This window comes from Campylobacter cuniculorum DSM 23162 = LMG 24588, from assembly GCF_002104335.1.
Taxonomy (GTDB): Bacteria; Campylobacterota; Campylobacteria; order Campylobacterales; family Campylobacteraceae; genus Campylobacter_D; species Campylobacter_D cuniculorum.
In genome coordinates this window covers 1,650,839-1,668,165 of sequence record NZ_CP020867.1, presented here as the reverse complement: position 1 = coordinate 1,668,165, position 17,327 = coordinate 1,650,839, and the positions used below count along the sequence as shown (strand labels likewise).

Genomic DNA, 17,327 nt, shown 5'->3' with positions numbered 1-17,327 from the left:
TTTTCGTCGTATTTTTTTTAAGTACTTTAGCCATACTTTTTATAAGAAAAAAGGATAAAAATGATTAGTTTAAAAGAAGCTTTAACTTACTCAAAAAATGAACTTGAAAATTTAAAAAAAGAACTCAACGATAAAGCAAAAAAACAAAAACAAATCGGAGCTTTTATTGAGCAATTTTTAGGTTGTGAGCTTAATGATGCAGGAGAGGGTGTGCCTGTGGCAATTAAAGATAATATCAGCGTTAAAGGTTGGGAACTTACTTGTGCTTCTAAAATTTTACAAGGTTATATTGCACCTTATGATGCAAGTGCTATTGTGAATTTAAAACGCAATGGTTTTTCTCCTTTTGGGCGATGCAATATGGACGAATTTGCTATGGGAAGTACAACATCAACTTCATTTTATGGAAAAACTCTTAATCCTTTAAATTCCAATCAAGTTCCGGGCGGAAGTAGTGGTGGAAGTGCCGCAGCAGTAGCGGCTCAACTTGCTTTAGCAAGTTTAGGTTCAGATACAGGCGGCTCTGTGCGTCAGCCTGCGGCATTTTGCGGTTGTGTAGGGTTTAAACCAAGTTATGGAAGGGTGAGTCGCTATGGTTTGGCTTCTTATTCTTCAAGTCTTGATCAAATCGGAACTCTAACACAAAATGTTGAAGATGCTGCGATTTTATATGATGCGATTGCAGGACATGACCCTATGGATAGTACAAGTGCAAAAATAGAATTCATTAAAACAGCACCTCGTTTAAATCCTAATCGTAAATTTAGGATTGCTGTGATTGAAAATTATATCCATCAAACAAGCTCTGAAATTAAAACCGCTTTGTTAAAAACTATAGATGCTTTAAAAGCAAATGGACATGAGCTTGTCTGTAAGAATTTACTTGATTCTAAATTTGATATTGCAGCCTATTATATCATTGCAACAGCTGAAGCAAGTGCGAATTTAAGTCGCTATGATGGGGTAAGATATGGAAAGAGAAGTCAAAGTAAAAACTTGAAAGATATGTATATTCAAACAAGGAGCGAAGGTTTTGGCGAGGAGGTTAAGCGAAGAATTTTGTTAGGAACTTTCGTGCTTAGTAGCGGATATTATGATGCATATTATATTAAGGCTCAAAAGGCAAGGGCTTTGATTAAGGCTAAATATGAAGAAATTCTAAGGGATTGTGATTTGATTTTTATGCCCGTTACTCCAACGACAGCCTTTAGTTTTGACACTCAAAAAACACCGATGCAAAATTATTTGGAGGATGTTTTTACAATCTCTGTTAATTTAGCAGGGCTTGGAGCTATTAGCATACCTGTGGCTAAGGACAAAGACGGCTTAAATATTTCAGCTCAACTGATTTGCAAGGCTTTTGATGAGCAAAATTTGCTTGATGGAGCTTTGAATTTGGAAAAAATTATCAAGCAGTAAAAAATTTGTCAATAATTTTAAATTAAAGGCTAAGCCGTCAGAGATTATTTAAATAAAAGCTGTAAAATTACAAAAAATTAGGAGAAAAGATGAAAATTGTAAAACGTGCTTTGACTTTTGAAGATGTGCTTTTGTTGCCCGGGTATTCTGAAGTTTTACCAAAAATTGTGCAAATTCATACGAAATTGACTAAAAATATCACTTTAAATATGCCTTTAATTTCTGCTGCAATGGACACGGTAACTGAACACAGAGCTGCTATTATGATGGCAAGACTTGGTGGGATTGGAATCATTCATAAAAATATGGATATAGATTCGCAGGTAAGAGAGGTTAAAAGAGTGAAAAAGAGTGAAAGCGGGGTGATTATTGATCCTATTTTTATCGGTCCTAAAGCAAGTGTAAAAGAAGCCTTAGAATTAATGGCAGAGTATAGAATTTCAGGGATTCCGGTGGTTGAAAAAGATAAAAAGCTTATCGGTATTTTAACCAATAGAGATTTAAGATTTGAAACTCATTTTGATACTTTGGTTGAAAAAGTAATGACAAAACCTCCTTTAATCACAGCTTTAAAAGGTTGCACTTTAGACGATGCGGAAAAAATTTTTAGTACAAATAAGGTTGAAAAACTTCTCATCGTCGATAAAGAGGGGCATTTAGAAGGACTTATTACGATAAAAGACTTAAAAAAACGCAAAGAATATCCCGAAGCTAATAAAGATAATTTTGGAAGATTAAGAGTTGGAGCTGCGATTGGAGTGGGACAAATGCAAAGAGTGGATGCTTTGATTGAGGCTGATGTTGATGTTTTAGTACTCGATAGTGCCCATGGACATTCAAAGGGTATTATTGATACCATAAAACAAATCAAGGCAAAATATCCAAAGATTGATTTAATCGCGGGAAATATCGCTACAGCTAAAGCTGCCGCGGCTCTTTGTGAAGCCGGAGCAGACGCTGTTAAAGTGGGTATAGGGCCGGGGAGTATTTGCACCACGCGCATTGTTTCAGGCGTAGGAGTGCCACAAATTTCAGCCATTGATGAGTGTGCTTTAGAGGCTAAGAAATTTGGGATTCCTGTGATAGCTGATGGAGGGATTAAGTATTCTGGAGATATTGCTAAAGCTTTAGCTGCAGGGGCTCATTCTGTGATGATAGGTTCTCTTTTAGCTGGAACTGATGAGAGTCCGGGAGAGCTTTTTACTTATCAAGGCAGACAATACAAATCTTATCGTGGTATGGGAAGTCTTGGTGCTATGCAAAAAGGAAGCTCTGATAGATATTTTCAGCAAGGCACAGCACAAGATAAACTCGTTCCTGAAGGCATTGAAGGACGCGTTCCTTATGTGGGAAGCATTAAGAGTGTAGTCCATCAGCTCTTAGGTGGATTGCGTTCATCAATGGGCTATGTGGGTGCAAAAGACATAGAGGATTTTCAACAAAAGGCTGAATTTGTAGAAATTACAAGTGCTGGACTTAAAGAAAGCCATGTTCATGACGTAATCATCACTCACGAAGCTCCAAATTACAAGGTTAATTTATAATGAGTTTTGAAGAAAATTTAAAAAAAGCGAATGAAGCTTTAGAAAAACTTAATGAAAATGAATTGAGTTTAGATGAGAGTGTGAAAATTTATAAAACAGGTCTTTTGAGTATAAAAAAAGCAAGAGAAGACCTCGAAAAAGCTAAGCTTGAAGTGGAGAAAATCGATGAGTAAGATTGCTGCTTTACAATTTCCTACTTTGGCTTTGAGTGAATCAAGACTTGATTATTATTTGCAAATTTGTAAAGAGAGTGGTGCGAATTTAGTTGTGCTTGGAGAATATGTTATCAACACTTTTTTTCTTGAGCTCATCACTCTACCAAAGAGTATGATTAAAGAACAAAGCGAAACTAAAAAACAAAGTTTGATGCGTCTTGCAAAAAAATACGAACTCGAAATTATAGCCCCATTTGTCAGCGTTGAAGCGAAGGGATATAAAAAACTTTGTCTTAGAGTGGGTCCTGATATTTTAAAAAGCTATGAGCAACAGATTTTAATGCCCTATGAGCATTGGAATGAGGAAAAATTTTTTAGCAATAAAACAAAACAAATCAAACTCTATCATTTTACCCATGCAGGACTTAAATGTGCCTTGCTTTTTGGTTTTGAAGCTCATTTTGACATATTTTGGCAGGAGATTATGGCTAAAAAAATTGACCTTGTGATTATCCCTACTGCTTCGACTTATTCGAGCAAACAAAGATGGGAGGAGCTTTTAAAGACAAGAGCCTTTTTAAATTCAACAAGCATTTTAAGGGTTAATCGCATAGGAAAGCAAAAAACTCAAGATGAGGAATGCAATTTTTACGGCGATACTTTCTTTATTGATGCTTTTGGCGAACTTAAAGAAAGGCTTGGAAGCGAGGAAGAAATGCTTATTATCGAACCGGAAAAAGCTATTGAAGCTAGAAAATTATGGGCTTTTGATAAAATTTTAAGTCAAATCGCTAAAGAATAAAATTTAAAAGCAAAATAAAAAATTTATAATAAATTTTTATAGTTTTAATTGTATGTTTTAAATTAAAAATGTTTGTTTGAGAATGGAGTTTTAGATTAGAAGTTAAATGAAGATTTTCTATAAAATTAAATTGAAAATCAGGTGTCTGAAAATATCAATATAGGTTTTTCAACATAAAAATTCGCAATTTGTAATAATATAAAAAGGTGAAATTTGAAAAATTTTTATATGCAACTTGCTCTTAATGAAGCTTGGAAATATCAATTTTTAACTTATCCCAATCCTGCAGTAGGCTGCGTGATTTTAGATAAAAATGAGAAAATTTTAAGTATAAGTGCCCATCAAAAGGCTGGAGAGGCTCATGCTGAATTAAATGCCATTAAAGAGGCTTTAAAGAACTTAAAATCAGAATTTAATTTTCCTAAAAAAGCCGATGATTTGTATCATTTTATCCTTAAAAATCATCAAAATTTGCTTAAAAATGCCACAGCTTTTGTAACGCTTGAACCCTGCAACCATCAAGGTAAGACGCCTCCTTGTGCGAAACTTTTAGCCGAACTAGGATTTAAAAAAGTTTTTATCAGTGTTAAAGATGAAAATAAAATTGCAAGTGGGGGAGCGGAATTTTTACAAAAACAAGGTATTGAAGTGGAATTTGAGCTTTTATGCAAACAGGGCGAAAAACTTTTAAAACCTTTTTTAAAATGGCAAAAAGGCAGTTTTAAACTCTTTAAACTCGCTTTAAGTCTCAATGGCTCAGCTTATGGAAAAATCGTAAGCTCCGAAGAAAGCAGGACTTATGCCCATCAAATTCGCTCTGTCATTGATATGCTTGTTGTAGGCGGAGAAACTATACGCAAAGACAGACCTTTGCTTGATTCAAGGCTTGTTAAAGCCAAAGCTCCTCATGTGTGTATCATGACTCGTAAAAGTCTTGAAAGTTTTGATAAAAATATCCCTCTTTTTAGTGTGCCAAAGCGTCAAATTTTTACTCAAATTCCCAAAGAAGCAAAATTTTTGATGTTTGAAGGCGGAGAGAATTTTCTCAAAAATTTTAAAGATGAAATGGATTGTTTTTTAATCTTCCAAAATTCCAAACTCAACACTCAAAACAATGTTAAAATATCTTTAGAATTAACCCCCATGTATAAGGGATTTTTAGGGAGTGATACTTATGGCATTTATGAACTTTAAAGGCTTTTTTTACGCAAGAAATGATTTAAGACTTCTTAAGATAGAAAAAGTAAGTCAGCTTGATGGAGCATTTTATAAGGACTATACTTTAGTTTGTGTCAAAGATGAACTCAATACAGAGAGCGAAATTTTTTCTTATAAAAGCTTTAAAAAAGATTTATTTAAGGAAAATGATGAAATTTTGATTTCGAATTGGAATGAAAAAATCATTCTTTTTAGAAATTTGACGCAAAAAACTCATAATTTTAAAGAAGCTTTATTGTATCAATTTATACTTTTGGGCTTTTTACTTCTTGCGAGTGCTTTTTTTGCACTGCTAACGAGTATTAATGAATTTTCAGCGGTGGATTTATTCTTCTTTATGCTGTGTTTGGTGCTTTTGATAATGGCTTTTATCAATTTTTCCCTACTTCAAAAACAAATTCGAATTCTAGCACGATTTGATAAAGAAAGCATAAGAGAATTTCTCAAACAAAGACTTAAAAAGAAATAAAATCGTTGAATTGTAAATTAAAAAATAAATTCAATCAACAAAGATAAATTTCTTAATTTTAATAAATTCTAACTCAAAAGATAGAGGCTAAAATTTTTATTTTTTAAGGGCTAAATTTTAAATAATTATTGTATAATAATGCTAATTAGAATTGAGTCTTCATTTGGCAGATTTCGCAAATATATTTGATTTAATATTATTTTATATTAACGCGTAAAAATAGCTCATTTTAAAACTAAGAATTGATTATAAAAATTATAAGGATTGTTCATGTTTAAAAAAATAAAATATGAAAATGGCAAAAGAGAAATTTATTTGGGTGGTTTAAGAATCTTTAAATACACAAACCAAGCTAAATTTTTAGAATACATCCTTGAAAAAAAATTATTTGACGCTTATATGAATTTTAGAGCAGAAGGGGGGGGGGATCTCAAATTCCTTTTAAGACGCTCTTATATTCATCATAAATATCACAAAATTTTTTATGATTTTTATCTTAGGGCTAGAAATGGAGAAAAGCTTGTTTTCATCGATGGTGGAGCACATGCAGGTGTTTTTAGTGATGTGTGTTTAGCACTTGATGGAATTTGTTATGCCTTTGAGCCTAATATTTATTTAAGTGCTTTCCTTAAAGAACGATATAAAAATCATAAAAATTTCATTTTCTCGGACAAAGCGATTTCTCATCAAAATGGCACGATGAAATTTTATATTCCTGAAGATGATTTCATATCAGAGGGTGCAAGTTTAATCCAAAGAGACATAAAAGAAGAAAATGCCTATGAGGTTACAAGCATTGATTTTTGCGAATTTTTACGCGAAGTTCTGACTCAATGGAACAAAATCACACTCATAAAACTTGACATTGAAGGGGCTGAATTTGATGTTTTAAAAGCCTTGATTGAGCAAAAACTCTATGAAAGAATTGAATTTATAATGGTAGAAACTCACGAGAGATTTTTTAAAAATCCTAAAGAAAAGATTGAGAAATTAAAACAGCAAATTTCTCAACATAAGATTAAAAATATCTTTTTAGATTGGGTTTAAAGGACTTGAAATTTTTGTGTGCTGTAAAATTGAGTGAGTATTGAACTAAACATTTTCACTCCTTGCTCACTCAAGCGATTTAAAATTTTATCCCATACATTCACCTCTTCTTTTTTCCAAATAGGATTTTTCACTTTGGCTAAATTTTCTAATTGCTTTTTAGCATTTTCGTAATTACTCAATTCATCAATCAAACCAAGCTCCTTAGCTTCAAAGGACAAAAATACCCTAGCATTTGCCCATTTTTCTTTATCTTCAAGTTTTAAATTTCTTTCTTGAGCCACAAAATTTGTAAAAAGTTCATAGCTTTGATTGATAAGATTTTGTAAATACCGCCTCTCTTCCTCACTCCAAGCCCTTGTAAAAGTCCCTGCTTCTTTAAAAGCACCGGCTTTAATGCTTTGTTCTTTAACCCCTAATTTTTTTGCCAACTCACTCAAATCAGCTCCTTGCATTATCACTCCTATTGAACCGATAAAACTTGCAGGATTTGCTAGGATTAAATTAGCTCCAACCCCGCTTAAATAGCTCCCACTCGCCATTGTTCCACTCGCATAAACCACCACAGGTTTTTCTTTTCTTAAATCCTTAATTGCAAGAGCAAGCTCCATACTTGGAGCAAAGGCTCCACCCGGAGAATCAATCACAAAAAGCACCCCTTTAATATTTACGTTGTTTTTAGCATCGATGATTTTTTCTAGCACCTTAGAAACATCTGTAATTTCACCCTTTAAATCAATTCTTTCTAAATTCGCTAAAGAATTTAAAGACCCTGATGAATCAGAATTTGAAAGAAAAATCCAAAGCACAATAAATAAAAAAACAAAAGTCTTAAAATAAGAATTTATGAATTTCACCACATCGATTATACTTGTTAAACAAAATCTTAAAATTTGCATTCTTTTCCTTTGATGAATAATTTTTTCACTTCTTTAGCATGAAGAATGAATTGCAAAGGAAGTTGTTCTTCATCACAATCTTCTATCTCAAATACGCTAAAATCAGCACTTTTTCCCGTTTGTAATGAACCTAAGTTTAAATCAAGAGCCTTTGCAGGGTAAAAAGTCGCCATAAGTAAGAGTTTTTTTGCAAAATTTTTAAGCTCAAAATCCCTATGTATAAGCAGATTAGTCCGCATTTCATCAAGCATTGATAAAGAGATGTTTGAACTTAAGCCATCTGTTCCCAAATGCACATTTAAACCGCTTTTTAAAGCCTTTTTTAAATCAAAAGTTTTTTGACTTAAGAGTCGATTTGAAAACGCACAATGTGTGATAGAATGGTATTTTAAATCAAGCCATTCAAATTCGTTAAGATGGACACAATGAGTAAAAAGCGTCCTTTGTCCTTTGAAAAGCTCCGTAAAAATTTTAGGATGGCAAAAGGGTTTTGCATTTTTATCCAAAGTTTTAAGCCATTTTTTAAATCCTCCCTTTCCATGCCTTAACCAAGCATTTTCTGCCCTGCTTTCTAAAAAATGAGTACTTAAAAGAAGTCCGTGTTTTTGGGCTAAAGCTAAAATCCATTCTATCAATTCTAAATTTGTAGAATACGCAGAATGCACAGAAAGTGCAGGGATAAAAAGCTCATTTTGAAAGTCTAAACTCTTTTGAAATCGTTTAAAAAATTCATCTTTTTTGCTTGAATTTAGGGCTTGATTGACGCCTAAAATTTCATTAAAAAAAATCACTCTCATATCGCTTTGCAAACATGCTTGAAAATCACTTCCAAAGCTTGAAATTTCGCCGATCGTTCCCGTGCCGGTTCTTTGCATTTTTTTTAGCGTATTTAAAATGAGTTCATCTTTTGCTTTTTGACTCAAATTTTGCCTTGAATTCATTACGCTTTTAACCCAGCTTAAAAAATCTCCAAAATGCAAAGTATAAGAATTTGCACTGAATTCTAAATGAGTGTGTGTGTTGATAAAAGCAGGAAGTATAAGAGAATTTTGAGGGCTTTGAATGCGTTTGGCATGGGGATATTTTTTTTGTAAATTTTTTAAAGTCCCAAATTCTAAAATTTTTTCTTCAAAAACAAAGGCTTGATTTTCTAAAATACTAAATTTTTCATCACACACAAACATTTTTTTACAAGAAATTAAAAACACAATTTTCCTTTCAAAAGATGAATTGTAGCAAAAATTTATTTTAAAATGCTATAATAAAAATTTAAATATTAATTTTTTAAGGTTCAATGATGAAAATAGTAGTGATTCAAGGTCCTAATATCAACATGCTAGGACTTAGAGAAGTTGGAATTTATGGTGCGATGAAAATGGAAGAAATTCACGAACAGATGAAAATTGCTGCCTCACAAAGCAATGCAGAGCTTGAATTCTTTCAAAGTAATTTTGAAGGAGAGCTTATCGATAAAATTCAAGAATGTTTAGGCACTGCTGATGGTATTATCATCAATCCTGCCGCTTATACACACACTTCTGTGGCAATTCGCGATGCCATTGCAGCTGTGTCTTTACCGACGATTGAAGTGCATATTAGCAATGTTTATCGCAGGGAGGAATTTAGGCAAAAGAGTTTGATTTCACCCGTTTGTTCTGGAACAATTGTAGGTTTTGGTCCCTTTGGTTATCATTTAGCTTTAATGGGAATTTTGCAAATTTGCGACCAAATTGAAAAATTAAAAGCTGCACAGAAACAAAAATAATGTTAAAGATAAAAGAAGCAAAAAAGATTGAAAATATTTGTTTTTTTCCTTATTTGAGCAAAAGCTTAAGGATTTTTAAGTATTTTGCTCTTTTGGGTTTAGGAAGCAATATAAGCGATGAAAAAAAACGTTTTAAAGCTTTGTTTAGAATTTTAATGGATGATAGAAGATTAAAAATTCTTGCCACTTCGCCCCTCTTAATCAACAAAGCTTTTGGTTATGAAGAACAAAAAGATTTTACAAATGCTATAATGCTCATACAAACAAATTTTCACGCCAGAGCACTTTTAAAAATCCTGCTTTATTATGAAGTTAAATTTAAAAGAAAAAGGACTTTTAAAAATGCTCCAAGGACTCTTGATATTGACCTTTTGTATTTTTCAAAAAAGGTTAAAGAAGATCATTGGTGTAGGGTGCCTCATATCGGGGTTAAAGAAAGGCTTAGTGTGATTTTGCCTTTAGGTTTATTGGAAGGAAAAACAAATGGGACAACTCATTTATACCTTTACCGTTGAAGATACAGACGAAATAATACCAAAAGTTAAAGAGGATTATGGTGATAAGGCTTTAATTATCACAAATAAACAAATCAGACCAAAAACAATAAATCGTAAAGGAATTTATGAAGTGATGGTTGCCATAGAAGAAAGTGATTATCAAGAACATCTTAAAAAAATGGGTAAGTCCTTACCGCCTAAAAAAAGCACTTCGGATAAAATTGCATTGAATGATGGGCTTAAAAATGATGATGAAGCCGTTGTTTTAGATATTTCAAACCAAAGCACACAAGCAAAGCAAAATGAGAAAAAAACTCATTTAAATCATAATTTTCCAAAAAGTAAAATCAATCCCGGCCTTAATTTTGATGATTTTAAAGAAAGGCTTTCTGAAGTCAGCAATGAAATCAGCAAGGCTACAGGAACTGCACTTCCTGAAGTGAATTCTCCAAATTATGGTAAAAAAATAGAATCTTTTGAAAAGCAAATCAATAAACTAAGTGATAAGGTCAATTTACTTGTCGATATGATGTGGGATGATAAGGCTGAAGCCAGAAACAATCTCATCATTCCACCAGAATTTGCAAGCATTTATAAACAAGCTAAAGAGAGTGGTATGCTAGAGAGGCATTTAGAAGCCATTATGAAAGCAACGATTGAAAATATGCCCACAGCTATGAAGACTAATAGCGAGGCTGTGCAAAGATATTTTTATTCTCTTTTACGCAATATCTTGCCTTGTCGCGTTGAAAGTGAGATTAAGAAGCAAAAAATTATGATGCTTGTTGGTCCAACAGGAGTAGGAAAAACTACAACTTTAGCAAAACTCGCCTTTCGCTATGCTTATGGAGATAAACGTTATAAAACAGGCATTATAACACTTGATACCTATAGAATCGGTGCAGTAGAACAGCTTTTTCAATACGCTAAAATGATGAAATTACCGATTATTGATAGCATAGAGCCAAGAGATTTAGATGAGGCAATAAAAAGCTTAAATAATTGTGAAGTGATTCTTGTAGATACCATAGGAAATTCTCAATATGACCAAAATAAACTTGCAAAAACTAAGGAATTTTTAACCCATTCAAATGCTGAAATTGATGTAAATTTAGTAATTTCAGCTAATACTAAGTATGAAGATTTGATGGAAATTTATAAAAATTTCTCTTCTTTAGGTATTGATACTTTAATCATCACTAAATTTGATGAAACTAAAGTTTTTGGCAATATTTTTTCATTGATTTATGAGATTAATACTCCTTTGAGTTTTTTCTCTATCGGACAAGAAGTTCCGGATGATATAGAAGTTGCAAATAGTGATTTTTTAGTTCGCTGTATCTTAGAAGGCTTTAATAAAGGAAAAAATAATGAATAATCAAGCCGATAAACTTCGTAATTTAATGGAACAAACCAAAGATAAAAAGGTCAAAAACACTCATTTCATAGCTGTTACAAGCGGTAAAGGTGGAGTGGGTAAGAGCACTATCAGTGCAAATTTAGCAAATGTTTTAGCGGAAAATGGCTATAAAGTAGGGCTTTTTGATGCAGATATTGGCTTAGCAAATTTAGATGTGATTTTAAATGTCCGCATTCAAAAAAACCTTTTACATGTATTAAGGGGTGAGTGTTCTTTAGAGGATATACTCATTGAGGTTAAGCCAAATTTATGGCTGATTCCGGGCGAGAGTGGAGATGAAATTTTAAAATATGATGATAAAAATATTTACGAAAGATTTTTAAATCAAGCAAGCATTTTAGATGGGCTTGATTTTCTCATTATTGATACAGGGGCAGGAATTGGAGGGAATATTTTAAATTTTTTAGAAATGGCTGATGAGGTTTTAATCGTAACCGTTCCTGACCCAGCAGCCATAACTGATGCTTATGCAACGATAAAAACCACTTCAAAAACAAAGCAAAATTTATTGATGATTTTTAATATGGTTAAAAATGAAAATGAAGCTTTAAAAGTGTTTGAAAATATCAAAAAAGTCGCTGATTCTAATATAAAAAACCCTTTAAATTTAGAATTTTTAGGACATTTAAGCTCTTCAAAAGAAGTCAGCTCAAGCATTAAAAAAAGAACTCTATTTTCCGATGAAAAAACCTTTTCAAGCGATGAGCTTAAATCCATAGCTTCTAAGCTTTTGTATAGGTTGGAACAAAAAATGCTTGATAATGTTTCAAGTCGTAGTTTTTCAAGCTTTTTTAGAAAAATTATTGAGAGATTTTAGCAATAAAGAAGAGAGAATGAGACCAGAAAATTATGTAGCGTTTTTTACCGTTTGTGGCTTTTTTATAGGACTTGCTTTCAGTATTATAAGCATTGATGAAGCGTTTGATATTTGTGCTTTTACTCTTTTTATCACTTTTATGTTTTATGTTTTTATACATATTGCTATTATGAATTTTGTTGATATTAAAAAAATCAGCGGACGCATATTTAACAAAGGAGATTATGAAAAAACGAGTAATAATATCATCAATGATTTAGTGATTCGTGAAAAAAAGATTGATTTAATTTTAGAAAAACTCAATGAAGAACGTGAAGAGCTTAGAAAAAATGAAATCAAAGAAAGACGTAGAAATGCCAGAAAAACAGCCGCCTAAAGCCTATGCACAAATGCTTAAAAAAGAGCAAGATGACCTTGTTTTAGCTTATATGCCAGCCTTAAGGGCTATGGCTTTTAGACTCAAAGAAAGGCTTCCTTCAAGCATTGATGTTAATGATCTCATCGGCGTGGGAGTTGAAGAAATGATTAAACTTTCGCGTCGCTATGACAAAGAGCAAAATGATAGTTTTTGGGGTTTTGCAAGAAAACGAGTCAATGGTTCTATGCTCGATTATTTAAGAAGTCTTGATGTGATGAGTCGCAACAACCGCAAGATTATAAAAGATATAGATACAGCTTTAGATGAGTATTATCAAGAACACGAGAGTGAGCCCGATGATGAGTATCTGGCAAAAAAACTTGATTTAAATGTAGAAAAGATTAAAGAAGTGCGCACCGCACATTCTATCAGCTACACTTTGCCACTTGATGAGCAAATTGAACTTTATAATGAAGATGATACCTTAGAAAAACTTGAAAAAGAACAACTTTTGGAAAAAATTAATGAAGTTTTAGAAGACTTAAAAGAAAGAGATCAGCTGATTATCCAGCTTTATTATTATGAAGAGCTTAATTTAAAAGAAATTAGCGAGATATTAAATATCAGTGAAAGTCGCATTTCACAAATTCATAAAAAAATACTTAAAAAACTTAGAGAAAGGTTAATGTAATGGCAGAAATACTCTCCCAAGAAGAAATTGACGCCCTTCTTGAAGTTGTTGATGATAATACAGATACACCTGCACCCTCAAATGAAATTAAAGATGAAAGAAATATTGTCGTTTATGATTTTAAACGTCCTAACAGAGTGTCAAAAGAGCAGCTTAGGACCATCAAAGGCATACACGATAAACTTGCAAGAAATCTTGCCTCTCAAATTTCATCAATGATGAGAAGTATCGTCGAAACCAAACTGCATTCAGTTGATCAAATGACTTATGGTGAATTCTTAATGTCTTTGCCAAGTCCTACGAGTTTTAATGTGTTTTCGATTAAGCCTTTAGATGGAAATTGTGTTTTAGAAATCAATCCTAGCATAGCTTTTCCTATGATTGATAGGCTTTTAGGAGGGCAAGGCGATAGTTATGAGGCTTCAAGAGAGCTTACAGATATTGAACTTAATCTTTTGGATTCTATTTTGCGTATTATTATGCAAAGATTGAGAGAAAGTTGGCTTACTGTAACTGAAATGTATCCAACGATTGAAGCTAAAGAATCAAGTCCAAATGTCGTTCAAATCGTATCTCAAAATGAGATTATCATTATGGTGGTTATGGAGATTATCATAGGAAATTCAAGTGGTATGGTTAATATTTGTTATCCTGTAGTGCATTTAGAAAGTATTTTGAGTCGTTTAGCAAATCGTGACATTATGATGGGCGAAACTTCAGCTAAAAAATCAAGAAATAAAGAGCTTAAAACTTTAATCGGACGTGCCGAAGTGATTTATGAGGCGATTTTAGGAAAAACTTTGATTAATGTGAATGAATTTTTAGAACTCAAACAAGGAGATATTTTAAGGCTGGATAGAGAAGCTGACGATAAAGCCATCATTAGCATTGATAAAAAAGAAATTTTTTTAGCACAAGTTGGTTTGCATCGTTTTAGAAAATCCATAAAAATTTTAGAACTCATCCGCACGGATAAAGATGAGATTAAAGAAATTTTGGAAAAATACGAAGATGAAAGAAAGGCTAAAGCAAGTGTTTATGACCAGCCTGATGATATGGAGGATGAAGAAATATGATGAATGAATTTTTAAAAATGTTTATCAATGAATGCACGAGTACTATCGAGGGTTTAACAGGAAAAACTGCAGAATTTAGTGAATATAAAGAATTTGATGTTAGCGGACAAGATAGCCTTAAACCCCCTCTTGTCTTTGTGAATTTTAATACAAATTCCGGCGGAAAAATGGGAATTTTAGCCGGTGCTGTTTTGATGAGTGCCATAGGTGAATGGATGATGGGCGAAGAGCAAATCACTAAAAATGATAAATTAGGACCTGATGAAATGGACGCTGCTAAAGAAGCGATACAAAATATCATTTCAGCTTTTACTACAACTCTTGGAGCTCAAAAAGAACTTCCAAAAATGGAATTTACACTCAACACTTGCGAATTTGCAGAAAATGAACCAGATTTAAAAGACTTTGCAAAGCTTTATTTTTTCGATGTTAAAATCGATGATTTAAACGAACAGCTTTCTTTGGTTATGGATACAAAACTTTATAATCAAATCACTAAAAAAGACGAAGAGGGTGAAAATTCTCAAAATTCAACCATTACAGAGCAACAAAGTCAAATTCTTAGCACAGAGCTTAAAAATATCGGTTTGATTATGGATGTGCGTTTGCCTGTGCGCGTAAGAATTGGCAATAAAAAAATGCTTTTAAAAGATGTTTTGACTATGGATATAGGTTCAGTTGTTGAACTCAATCAGCTTGCAAATGACCCTTTAGAGATACTCATAGGCGATAAAAGAATTGCTTATGGTGAGGTTGTGATTGTTGATGGAAATTTTGGGGTGCAAATCACAGAAATAGGAAGTAAAAAAGAAAGACTTGAGCAATTAAGATAAATTGTGCTCGAGTTTAAAATATAAGCACTCCAAAGCCAAAAAAGCCGTTGATATGGTTGTTGCATTTCAATAAAAAATTTCTTCTTTCCAAATTTTTTATCAATTTTTGTTTTTTTATCAATTTTTGCAAAAAATCTCTCTTATAAACAATGAATTTATAACCTTTTCTCAAATTCTCAAACATTTCAAATATTTTTATCCCTGAAGAATTTAAATTTTCATTAAGCTTAAAAGTTAAAAAAATATAAAGAAACAAATAAACACTCTTTTTAGAACAAAAAATCCCATTTACTTTTTTACAATAAAACAAAATATAACTCATCCCGCCTCTAAATTTTGCTTAAATTTAAGCAAAATTTATGATATTTTTAGCTACTATAAAGGACTTATTTTATCTTTAATCGAGGCGGTGGATTATTAAAAACAAAAATAAAGAAATCACTCAAGATTTAGAAAATTTTTGCAATATTCCAAAATTCCACAACTGCGTAAGCTTTTTTGGTTCGGCAAGATTAACAGAAGGTAGTTTTTATTATAAAAAAGCTAAGGAATTAGCTGGTATGCTTGCTAATGCTGAATTTTGTATCATTAGCGGGGGTGGTGGTGGTATTATGAAAGCAGCTAATGAAGGAGCTTTCAAACAAAATAAAGATAAAAATTCCATCAATTCAGTGGGTTTTAATATTTTATTGCCTTATGAGCAAAAACTCAATGATTTTGTGGAGTATAATATCACTTTTAAGAGCTTAGCCATTCGCAAAATGGCTCTTATTGAAAAGAGTCTTGCTTTTGTGATTTTTCCGGGCGGCTTTGGGACCTTAGATGAGTTGAGCGAGATTCTTGTCTTAAAACAGCTTGGACTTAAGAAAAATGTTCCTATTTTTTTGTTCGGGAAAGAATTTTGGCAAGCCTTTGATGTGTTCGTCAGGAATTCTTTACTCAAACTAGAAGTTATCTCCAAAGGAGATGAATTAAAGTATGAAATCACTGACGACTTGGATTTTATCGTTAAAACTTTAAAGGAAAGATTATGAAAATTCTAGTCGCAATGAGTGGGGGTGTTGATAGCACTGTAACTGCTTATAAACTTAAAAATGCTGGACATGAGATTATAGGTTGTTATATGAAACTTCACGGCAAACCAAATTATCACGAAGAAAATATCAAAAAAGTTGAAAAAGTTGCAAAATTCTTAGACATTCCTTATCATATCTTGGATTTGCAAGAGGATTTTAAGGATAAAGTTTATATGCCCTTTGTCAATACCTATAAAGAAGGCAAAACTCCAAATCCTTGTGCTCTATGCAATCGTTTCATTAAACTTGGAAAACTTTTGGATTTTGCAAAAAGTTTAGGTTGTGAAAAACTTGCTACGGGTCATTATGCAAGACTTGAAGAAGGTTGCATTAAAACTGCTTTTGATGAGAGTAAAGACCAAAGTTATTTTTTAGCAAGTGCGGATAAAGAAGCCTTGAAATATCTTATTTTTCCTTTAGGTGAGATGAAAAAAGAAGATGTGAAAAAATTTGCTTTAGGTATTGAAGTGTTAAAATCTTTCGCAACTCAAAAAGAAAGCTCTGAAATTTGCTTTGTTGAAGACACTTATGTGCAAGTTTTAGAACAATTTATGGATACAAAAATTCCCGGAAAAGTCTTAGACAGCAAAGGCAATGTCGTGGGCAAACACGAGGGATATATGCACTATACTATAGGCAAAAGAAGAGGTTTTGAGGTCAAAGGAGCTCACGAACCGCATTTTGTTTTAAAAATCAATCCTAAAGAAAATCAAATCATAGTTGGCAAAAAAGAAGAGCTTAAGAGAAGCGAATTTAATCTCAAAAACATCAATCTTTTTATAGAGGCTAAAGAGCTTGATTGTGAAGTAAAAATTCGTTATCGCTCCAAATCCACGCCTTGCAAGGTTATCATCGATGAGGGCAAGGGGGCTAAAATCACACTCAATGAGCCTGTTTATGGGCTTGCAAGCGGACAAATGGCGGTATTTTATGATAGAGATAGAGTCATTGCAAGTGGATTTATAGAGTGAGATAGAACTTTCATAGGAGTTTTTTCATAAAAAGAGGGGTGATTTAAAAATTAAAGCTTAAAAATTTTATTTTAAAGCTTTAATTTACCCATTTAATTTTTGTTTATTCTAAATTCATTCTAAATTTATACTAAAAAATTTTTATATTAAAAATATCTTTCAAATATCGATATAATAGCAATATTAGAAGATAATTTAACCTTTTGGCAATTTAATTTTTATTGATTATTTTTTAAAAAAAATTGATTTTTTTAGTTTCTTTTTTTTTTT

Annotated in this window: 19 protein-coding genes; 17 read left to right on the top strand and 2 right to left on the bottom strand. The window is 32.3% G+C overall.

Annotated elements, in window-relative coordinates:
• Window positions 1-60 precede the first annotated feature (60 nt).
• The 7 genes from gatA (at window position 61) to CCUN_RS08270 (ending at window position 6,654) form a co-directional block, all read left to right on the top strand.
• Window positions 61-1,419 carry an Asp-tRNA(Asn)/Glu-tRNA(Gln) amidotransferase subunit GatA gene (gene gatA, locus CCUN_RS08300; RefSeq protein WP_027305510.1) on the top strand — a complete coding sequence of 453 codons (1,359 nt, stop codon included), beginning with the start codon at window positions 61-63 and terminating at the stop codon, window positions 1,417-1,419.
• A gap of 89 nt (window positions 1,420-1,508) precedes the next feature.
• On the top strand, window positions 1,509-2,963 hold the full coding sequence (guaB, locus tag CCUN_RS08295; RefSeq protein WP_027305509.1) for an IMP dehydrogenase: 1,455 nt from the start codon (window positions 1,509-1,511) through the stop codon (window positions 2,961-2,963).
• Window positions 2,963-3,136 carry an exodeoxyribonuclease VII small subunit gene (xseB, locus tag CCUN_RS08290; RefSeq protein WP_035175736.1) on the top strand — a complete coding sequence of 58 codons (174 nt, stop codon included), beginning with the start codon at window positions 2,963-2,965 and terminating at the stop codon, window positions 3,134-3,136. The genes guaB and xseB overlap by 1 nt, the downstream gene beginning before the upstream one ends.
• Window positions 3,129-3,920 carry a carbon-nitrogen hydrolase family protein gene (locus tag CCUN_RS08285; RefSeq protein WP_027305508.1) on the top strand — a complete coding sequence of 264 codons (792 nt, stop codon included), beginning with the start codon at window positions 3,129-3,131 and terminating at the stop codon, window positions 3,918-3,920. The genes xseB and CCUN_RS08285 overlap by 8 nt, the downstream gene beginning before the upstream one ends.
• Before the next feature lie 213 nt (window positions 3,921-4,133).
• The gene (gene ribD, locus CCUN_RS08280; protein WP_027305507.1) at window positions 4,134-5,114 is read left to right on the top strand and encodes a bifunctional diaminohydroxyphosphoribosylaminopyrimidine deaminase/5-amino-6-(5-phosphoribosylamino)uracil reductase RibD; all 981 of its coding nucleotides are present in this window, start codon (window positions 4,134-4,136) and stop codon (window positions 5,112-5,114) included.
• Window positions 5,095-5,607: a hypothetical protein gene (locus tag CCUN_RS08275; RefSeq protein WP_027305506.1), complete on the top strand. Its 513-nt coding sequence runs from the start codon at window positions 5,095-5,097 to the stop codon at window positions 5,605-5,607. The genes ribD and CCUN_RS08275 overlap by 20 nt, the downstream gene beginning before the upstream one ends.
• Window positions 5,608-5,877: 270 nt before the next feature.
• Window positions 5,878-6,654, top strand: a complete 777-nt coding sequence (locus CCUN_RS08270) for an FkbM family methyltransferase (protein ID WP_169712500.1) — start codon at window positions 5,878-5,880, stop codon at window positions 6,652-6,654.
• On the opposite strand, the gene sppA is transcribed toward CCUN_RS08270, so the two are convergent.
• Both sppA and mqnF read right to left on the bottom strand, forming a co-directional pair.
• Entirely contained in the window at window positions 6,651-7,553 is a 903-nt protein-coding gene (sppA, locus tag CCUN_RS08265; RefSeq protein WP_027305504.1) for a signal peptide peptidase SppA, read from the bottom strand. The genes CCUN_RS08270 and sppA overlap by 4 nt on opposite strands.
• The gene (gene mqnF, locus CCUN_RS08260; protein ID WP_027305503.1) at window positions 7,541-8,761 is read right to left on the bottom strand and encodes an aminofutalosine deaminase family hydrolase; all 1,221 of its coding nucleotides are present in this window, start codon (window positions 8,759-8,761) and stop codon (window positions 7,541-7,543) included. Before mqnF ends, sppA begins: the two co-directional genes overlap by 13 nt.
• A gap of 89 nt (window positions 8,762-8,850) precedes the next feature.
• On the opposite strand from mqnF, the gene aroQ reads away from it, so the two are divergent.
• The 10 genes from aroQ to mnmA all read left to right on the top strand — a co-directional run bounded on the left by aroQ (window position 8,851) and on the right by mnmA (window position 17,057).
• Entirely contained in the window at window positions 8,851-9,318 is a 468-nt protein-coding gene (gene aroQ, locus CCUN_RS08255) for a type II 3-dehydroquinate dehydratase (RefSeq protein ID WP_027305502.1), read from the top strand.
• Entirely contained in the window at window positions 9,318-9,833 is a 516-nt protein-coding gene (folK, locus tag CCUN_RS08250; protein ID WP_027305501.1) for a 2-amino-4-hydroxy-6-hydroxymethyldihydropteridine diphosphokinase, read from the top strand. The genes aroQ and folK overlap by 1 nt, the downstream gene beginning before the upstream one ends.
• On the top strand, window positions 9,802-11,193 hold the full coding sequence (gene flhF, locus CCUN_RS08245; RefSeq protein WP_027305500.1) for a flagellar biosynthesis GTPase FlhF: 1,392 nt from the start codon (window positions 9,802-9,804) through the stop codon (window positions 11,191-11,193). The genes folK and flhF overlap by 32 nt, the downstream gene beginning before the upstream one ends.
• Complete coding sequence (flhG, locus tag CCUN_RS08240) at window positions 11,186-12,052, top strand: flagella biosynthesis ATPase FlhG (protein ID WP_027305499.1); 867 nt, start codon at window positions 11,186-11,188, stop codon at window positions 12,050-12,052. The genes flhF and flhG overlap by 8 nt, the downstream gene beginning before the upstream one ends.
• Before the next feature lie 16 nt (window positions 12,053-12,068).
• Window positions 12,069-12,428: a hypothetical protein gene (locus CCUN_RS08235; RefSeq protein ID WP_027305498.1), complete on the top strand. Its 360-nt coding sequence runs from the start codon at window positions 12,069-12,071 to the stop codon at window positions 12,426-12,428.
• Window positions 12,406-13,101 (top strand): RNA polymerase sigma factor FliA, encoded by a 696-nt coding sequence (locus CCUN_RS08230; protein ID WP_035175735.1) that lies wholly within the window; start codon window positions 12,406-12,408, stop codon window positions 13,099-13,101. Before CCUN_RS08235 ends, CCUN_RS08230 begins: the two co-directional genes overlap by 23 nt.
• Window positions 13,101-14,177, top strand: coding sequence for a flagellar motor switch protein FliM (gene fliM, locus CCUN_RS08225; RefSeq protein ID WP_027305496.1), 1,077 nt, complete (start codon window positions 13,101-13,103; stop codon window positions 14,175-14,177). Before CCUN_RS08230 ends, fliM begins: the two co-directional genes overlap by 1 nt.
• Complete coding sequence (gene fliY / locus CCUN_RS08220; RefSeq protein WP_027305495.1) at window positions 14,174-15,010, top strand: flagellar motor switch protein FliY; 837 nt, start codon at window positions 14,174-14,176, stop codon at window positions 15,008-15,010. Before fliM ends, fliY begins: the two co-directional genes overlap by 4 nt.
• A gap of 416 nt (window positions 15,011-15,426) precedes the next feature.
• Window positions 15,427-16,044 carry an LOG family protein gene (locus tag CCUN_RS08210; protein WP_035175734.1) on the top strand — a complete coding sequence of 206 codons (618 nt, stop codon included), beginning with the start codon at window positions 15,427-15,429 and terminating at the stop codon, window positions 16,042-16,044.
• Complete coding sequence (mnmA, locus tag CCUN_RS08205; RefSeq protein ID WP_027305492.1) at window positions 16,041-17,057, top strand: tRNA 2-thiouridine(34) synthase MnmA; 1,017 nt, start codon at window positions 16,041-16,043, stop codon at window positions 17,055-17,057. The genes CCUN_RS08210 and mnmA overlap by 4 nt, the downstream gene beginning before the upstream one ends.
• The last annotated feature ends 270 nt before the right edge of the window (window positions 17,058-17,327 follow it).

Coding starts and splice junctions, on each gene's coding strand:
- mnmA (WP_027305492.1), top strand. CDS start 16,041: ATGAAAATTCTAGTCGCAATGAGTGGGGGTGTTGATAGCACTGTAACT.
- fliY (WP_027305495.1), top strand. CDS start 14,174: ATGATGAATGAATTTTTAAAAATGTTTATCAATGAATGCACGAGTACT.
- guaB (WP_027305509.1), top strand. CDS start 1,509: ATGAAAATTGTAAAACGTGCTTTGACTTTTGAAGATGTGCTTTTGTTG.
- CCUN_RS08270 (WP_169712500.1), top strand. CDS start 5,878: ATGTTTAAAAAAATAAAATATGAAAATGGCAAAAGAGAAATTTATTTG.
- xseB (WP_035175736.1), top strand. CDS start 2,963: ATGAGTTTTGAAGAAAATTTAAAAAAAGCGAATGAAGCTTTAGAAAAA.
- CCUN_RS08235 (WP_027305498.1), top strand. CDS start 12,069: ATGAGACCAGAAAATTATGTAGCGTTTTTTACCGTTTGTGGCTTTTTT.
- folK (WP_027305501.1), top strand. CDS start 9,318: ATGTTAAAGATAAAAGAAGCAAAAAAGATTGAAAATATTTGTTTTTTT.
- sppA (WP_027305504.1), bottom strand. CDS start 7,553: ATGCAAATTTTAAGATTTTGTTTAACAAGTATAATCGATGTGGTGAAA.
- CCUN_RS08285 (WP_027305508.1), top strand. CDS start 3,129: ATGAGTAAGATTGCTGCTTTACAATTTCCTACTTTGGCTTTGAGTGAA.
- flhF (WP_027305500.1), top strand. CDS start 9,802: ATGGGACAACTCATTTATACCTTTACCGTTGAAGATACAGACGAAATA.
- gatA (WP_027305510.1), top strand. CDS start 61: ATGATTAGTTTAAAAGAAGCTTTAACTTACTCAAAAAATGAACTTGAA.
- CCUN_RS08230 (WP_035175735.1), top strand. CDS start 12,406: ATGCCAGAAAAACAGCCGCCTAAAGCCTATGCACAAATGCTTAAAAAA.
- aroQ (WP_027305502.1), top strand. CDS start 8,851: ATGAAAATAGTAGTGATTCAAGGTCCTAATATCAACATGCTAGGACTT.
- fliM (WP_027305496.1), top strand. CDS start 13,101: ATGGCAGAAATACTCTCCCAAGAAGAAATTGACGCCCTTCTTGAAGTT.
- flhG (WP_027305499.1), top strand. CDS start 11,186: ATGAATAATCAAGCCGATAAACTTCGTAATTTAATGGAACAAACCAAA.
- CCUN_RS08275 (WP_027305506.1), top strand. CDS start 5,095: ATGGCATTTATGAACTTTAAAGGCTTTTTTTACGCAAGAAATGATTTA.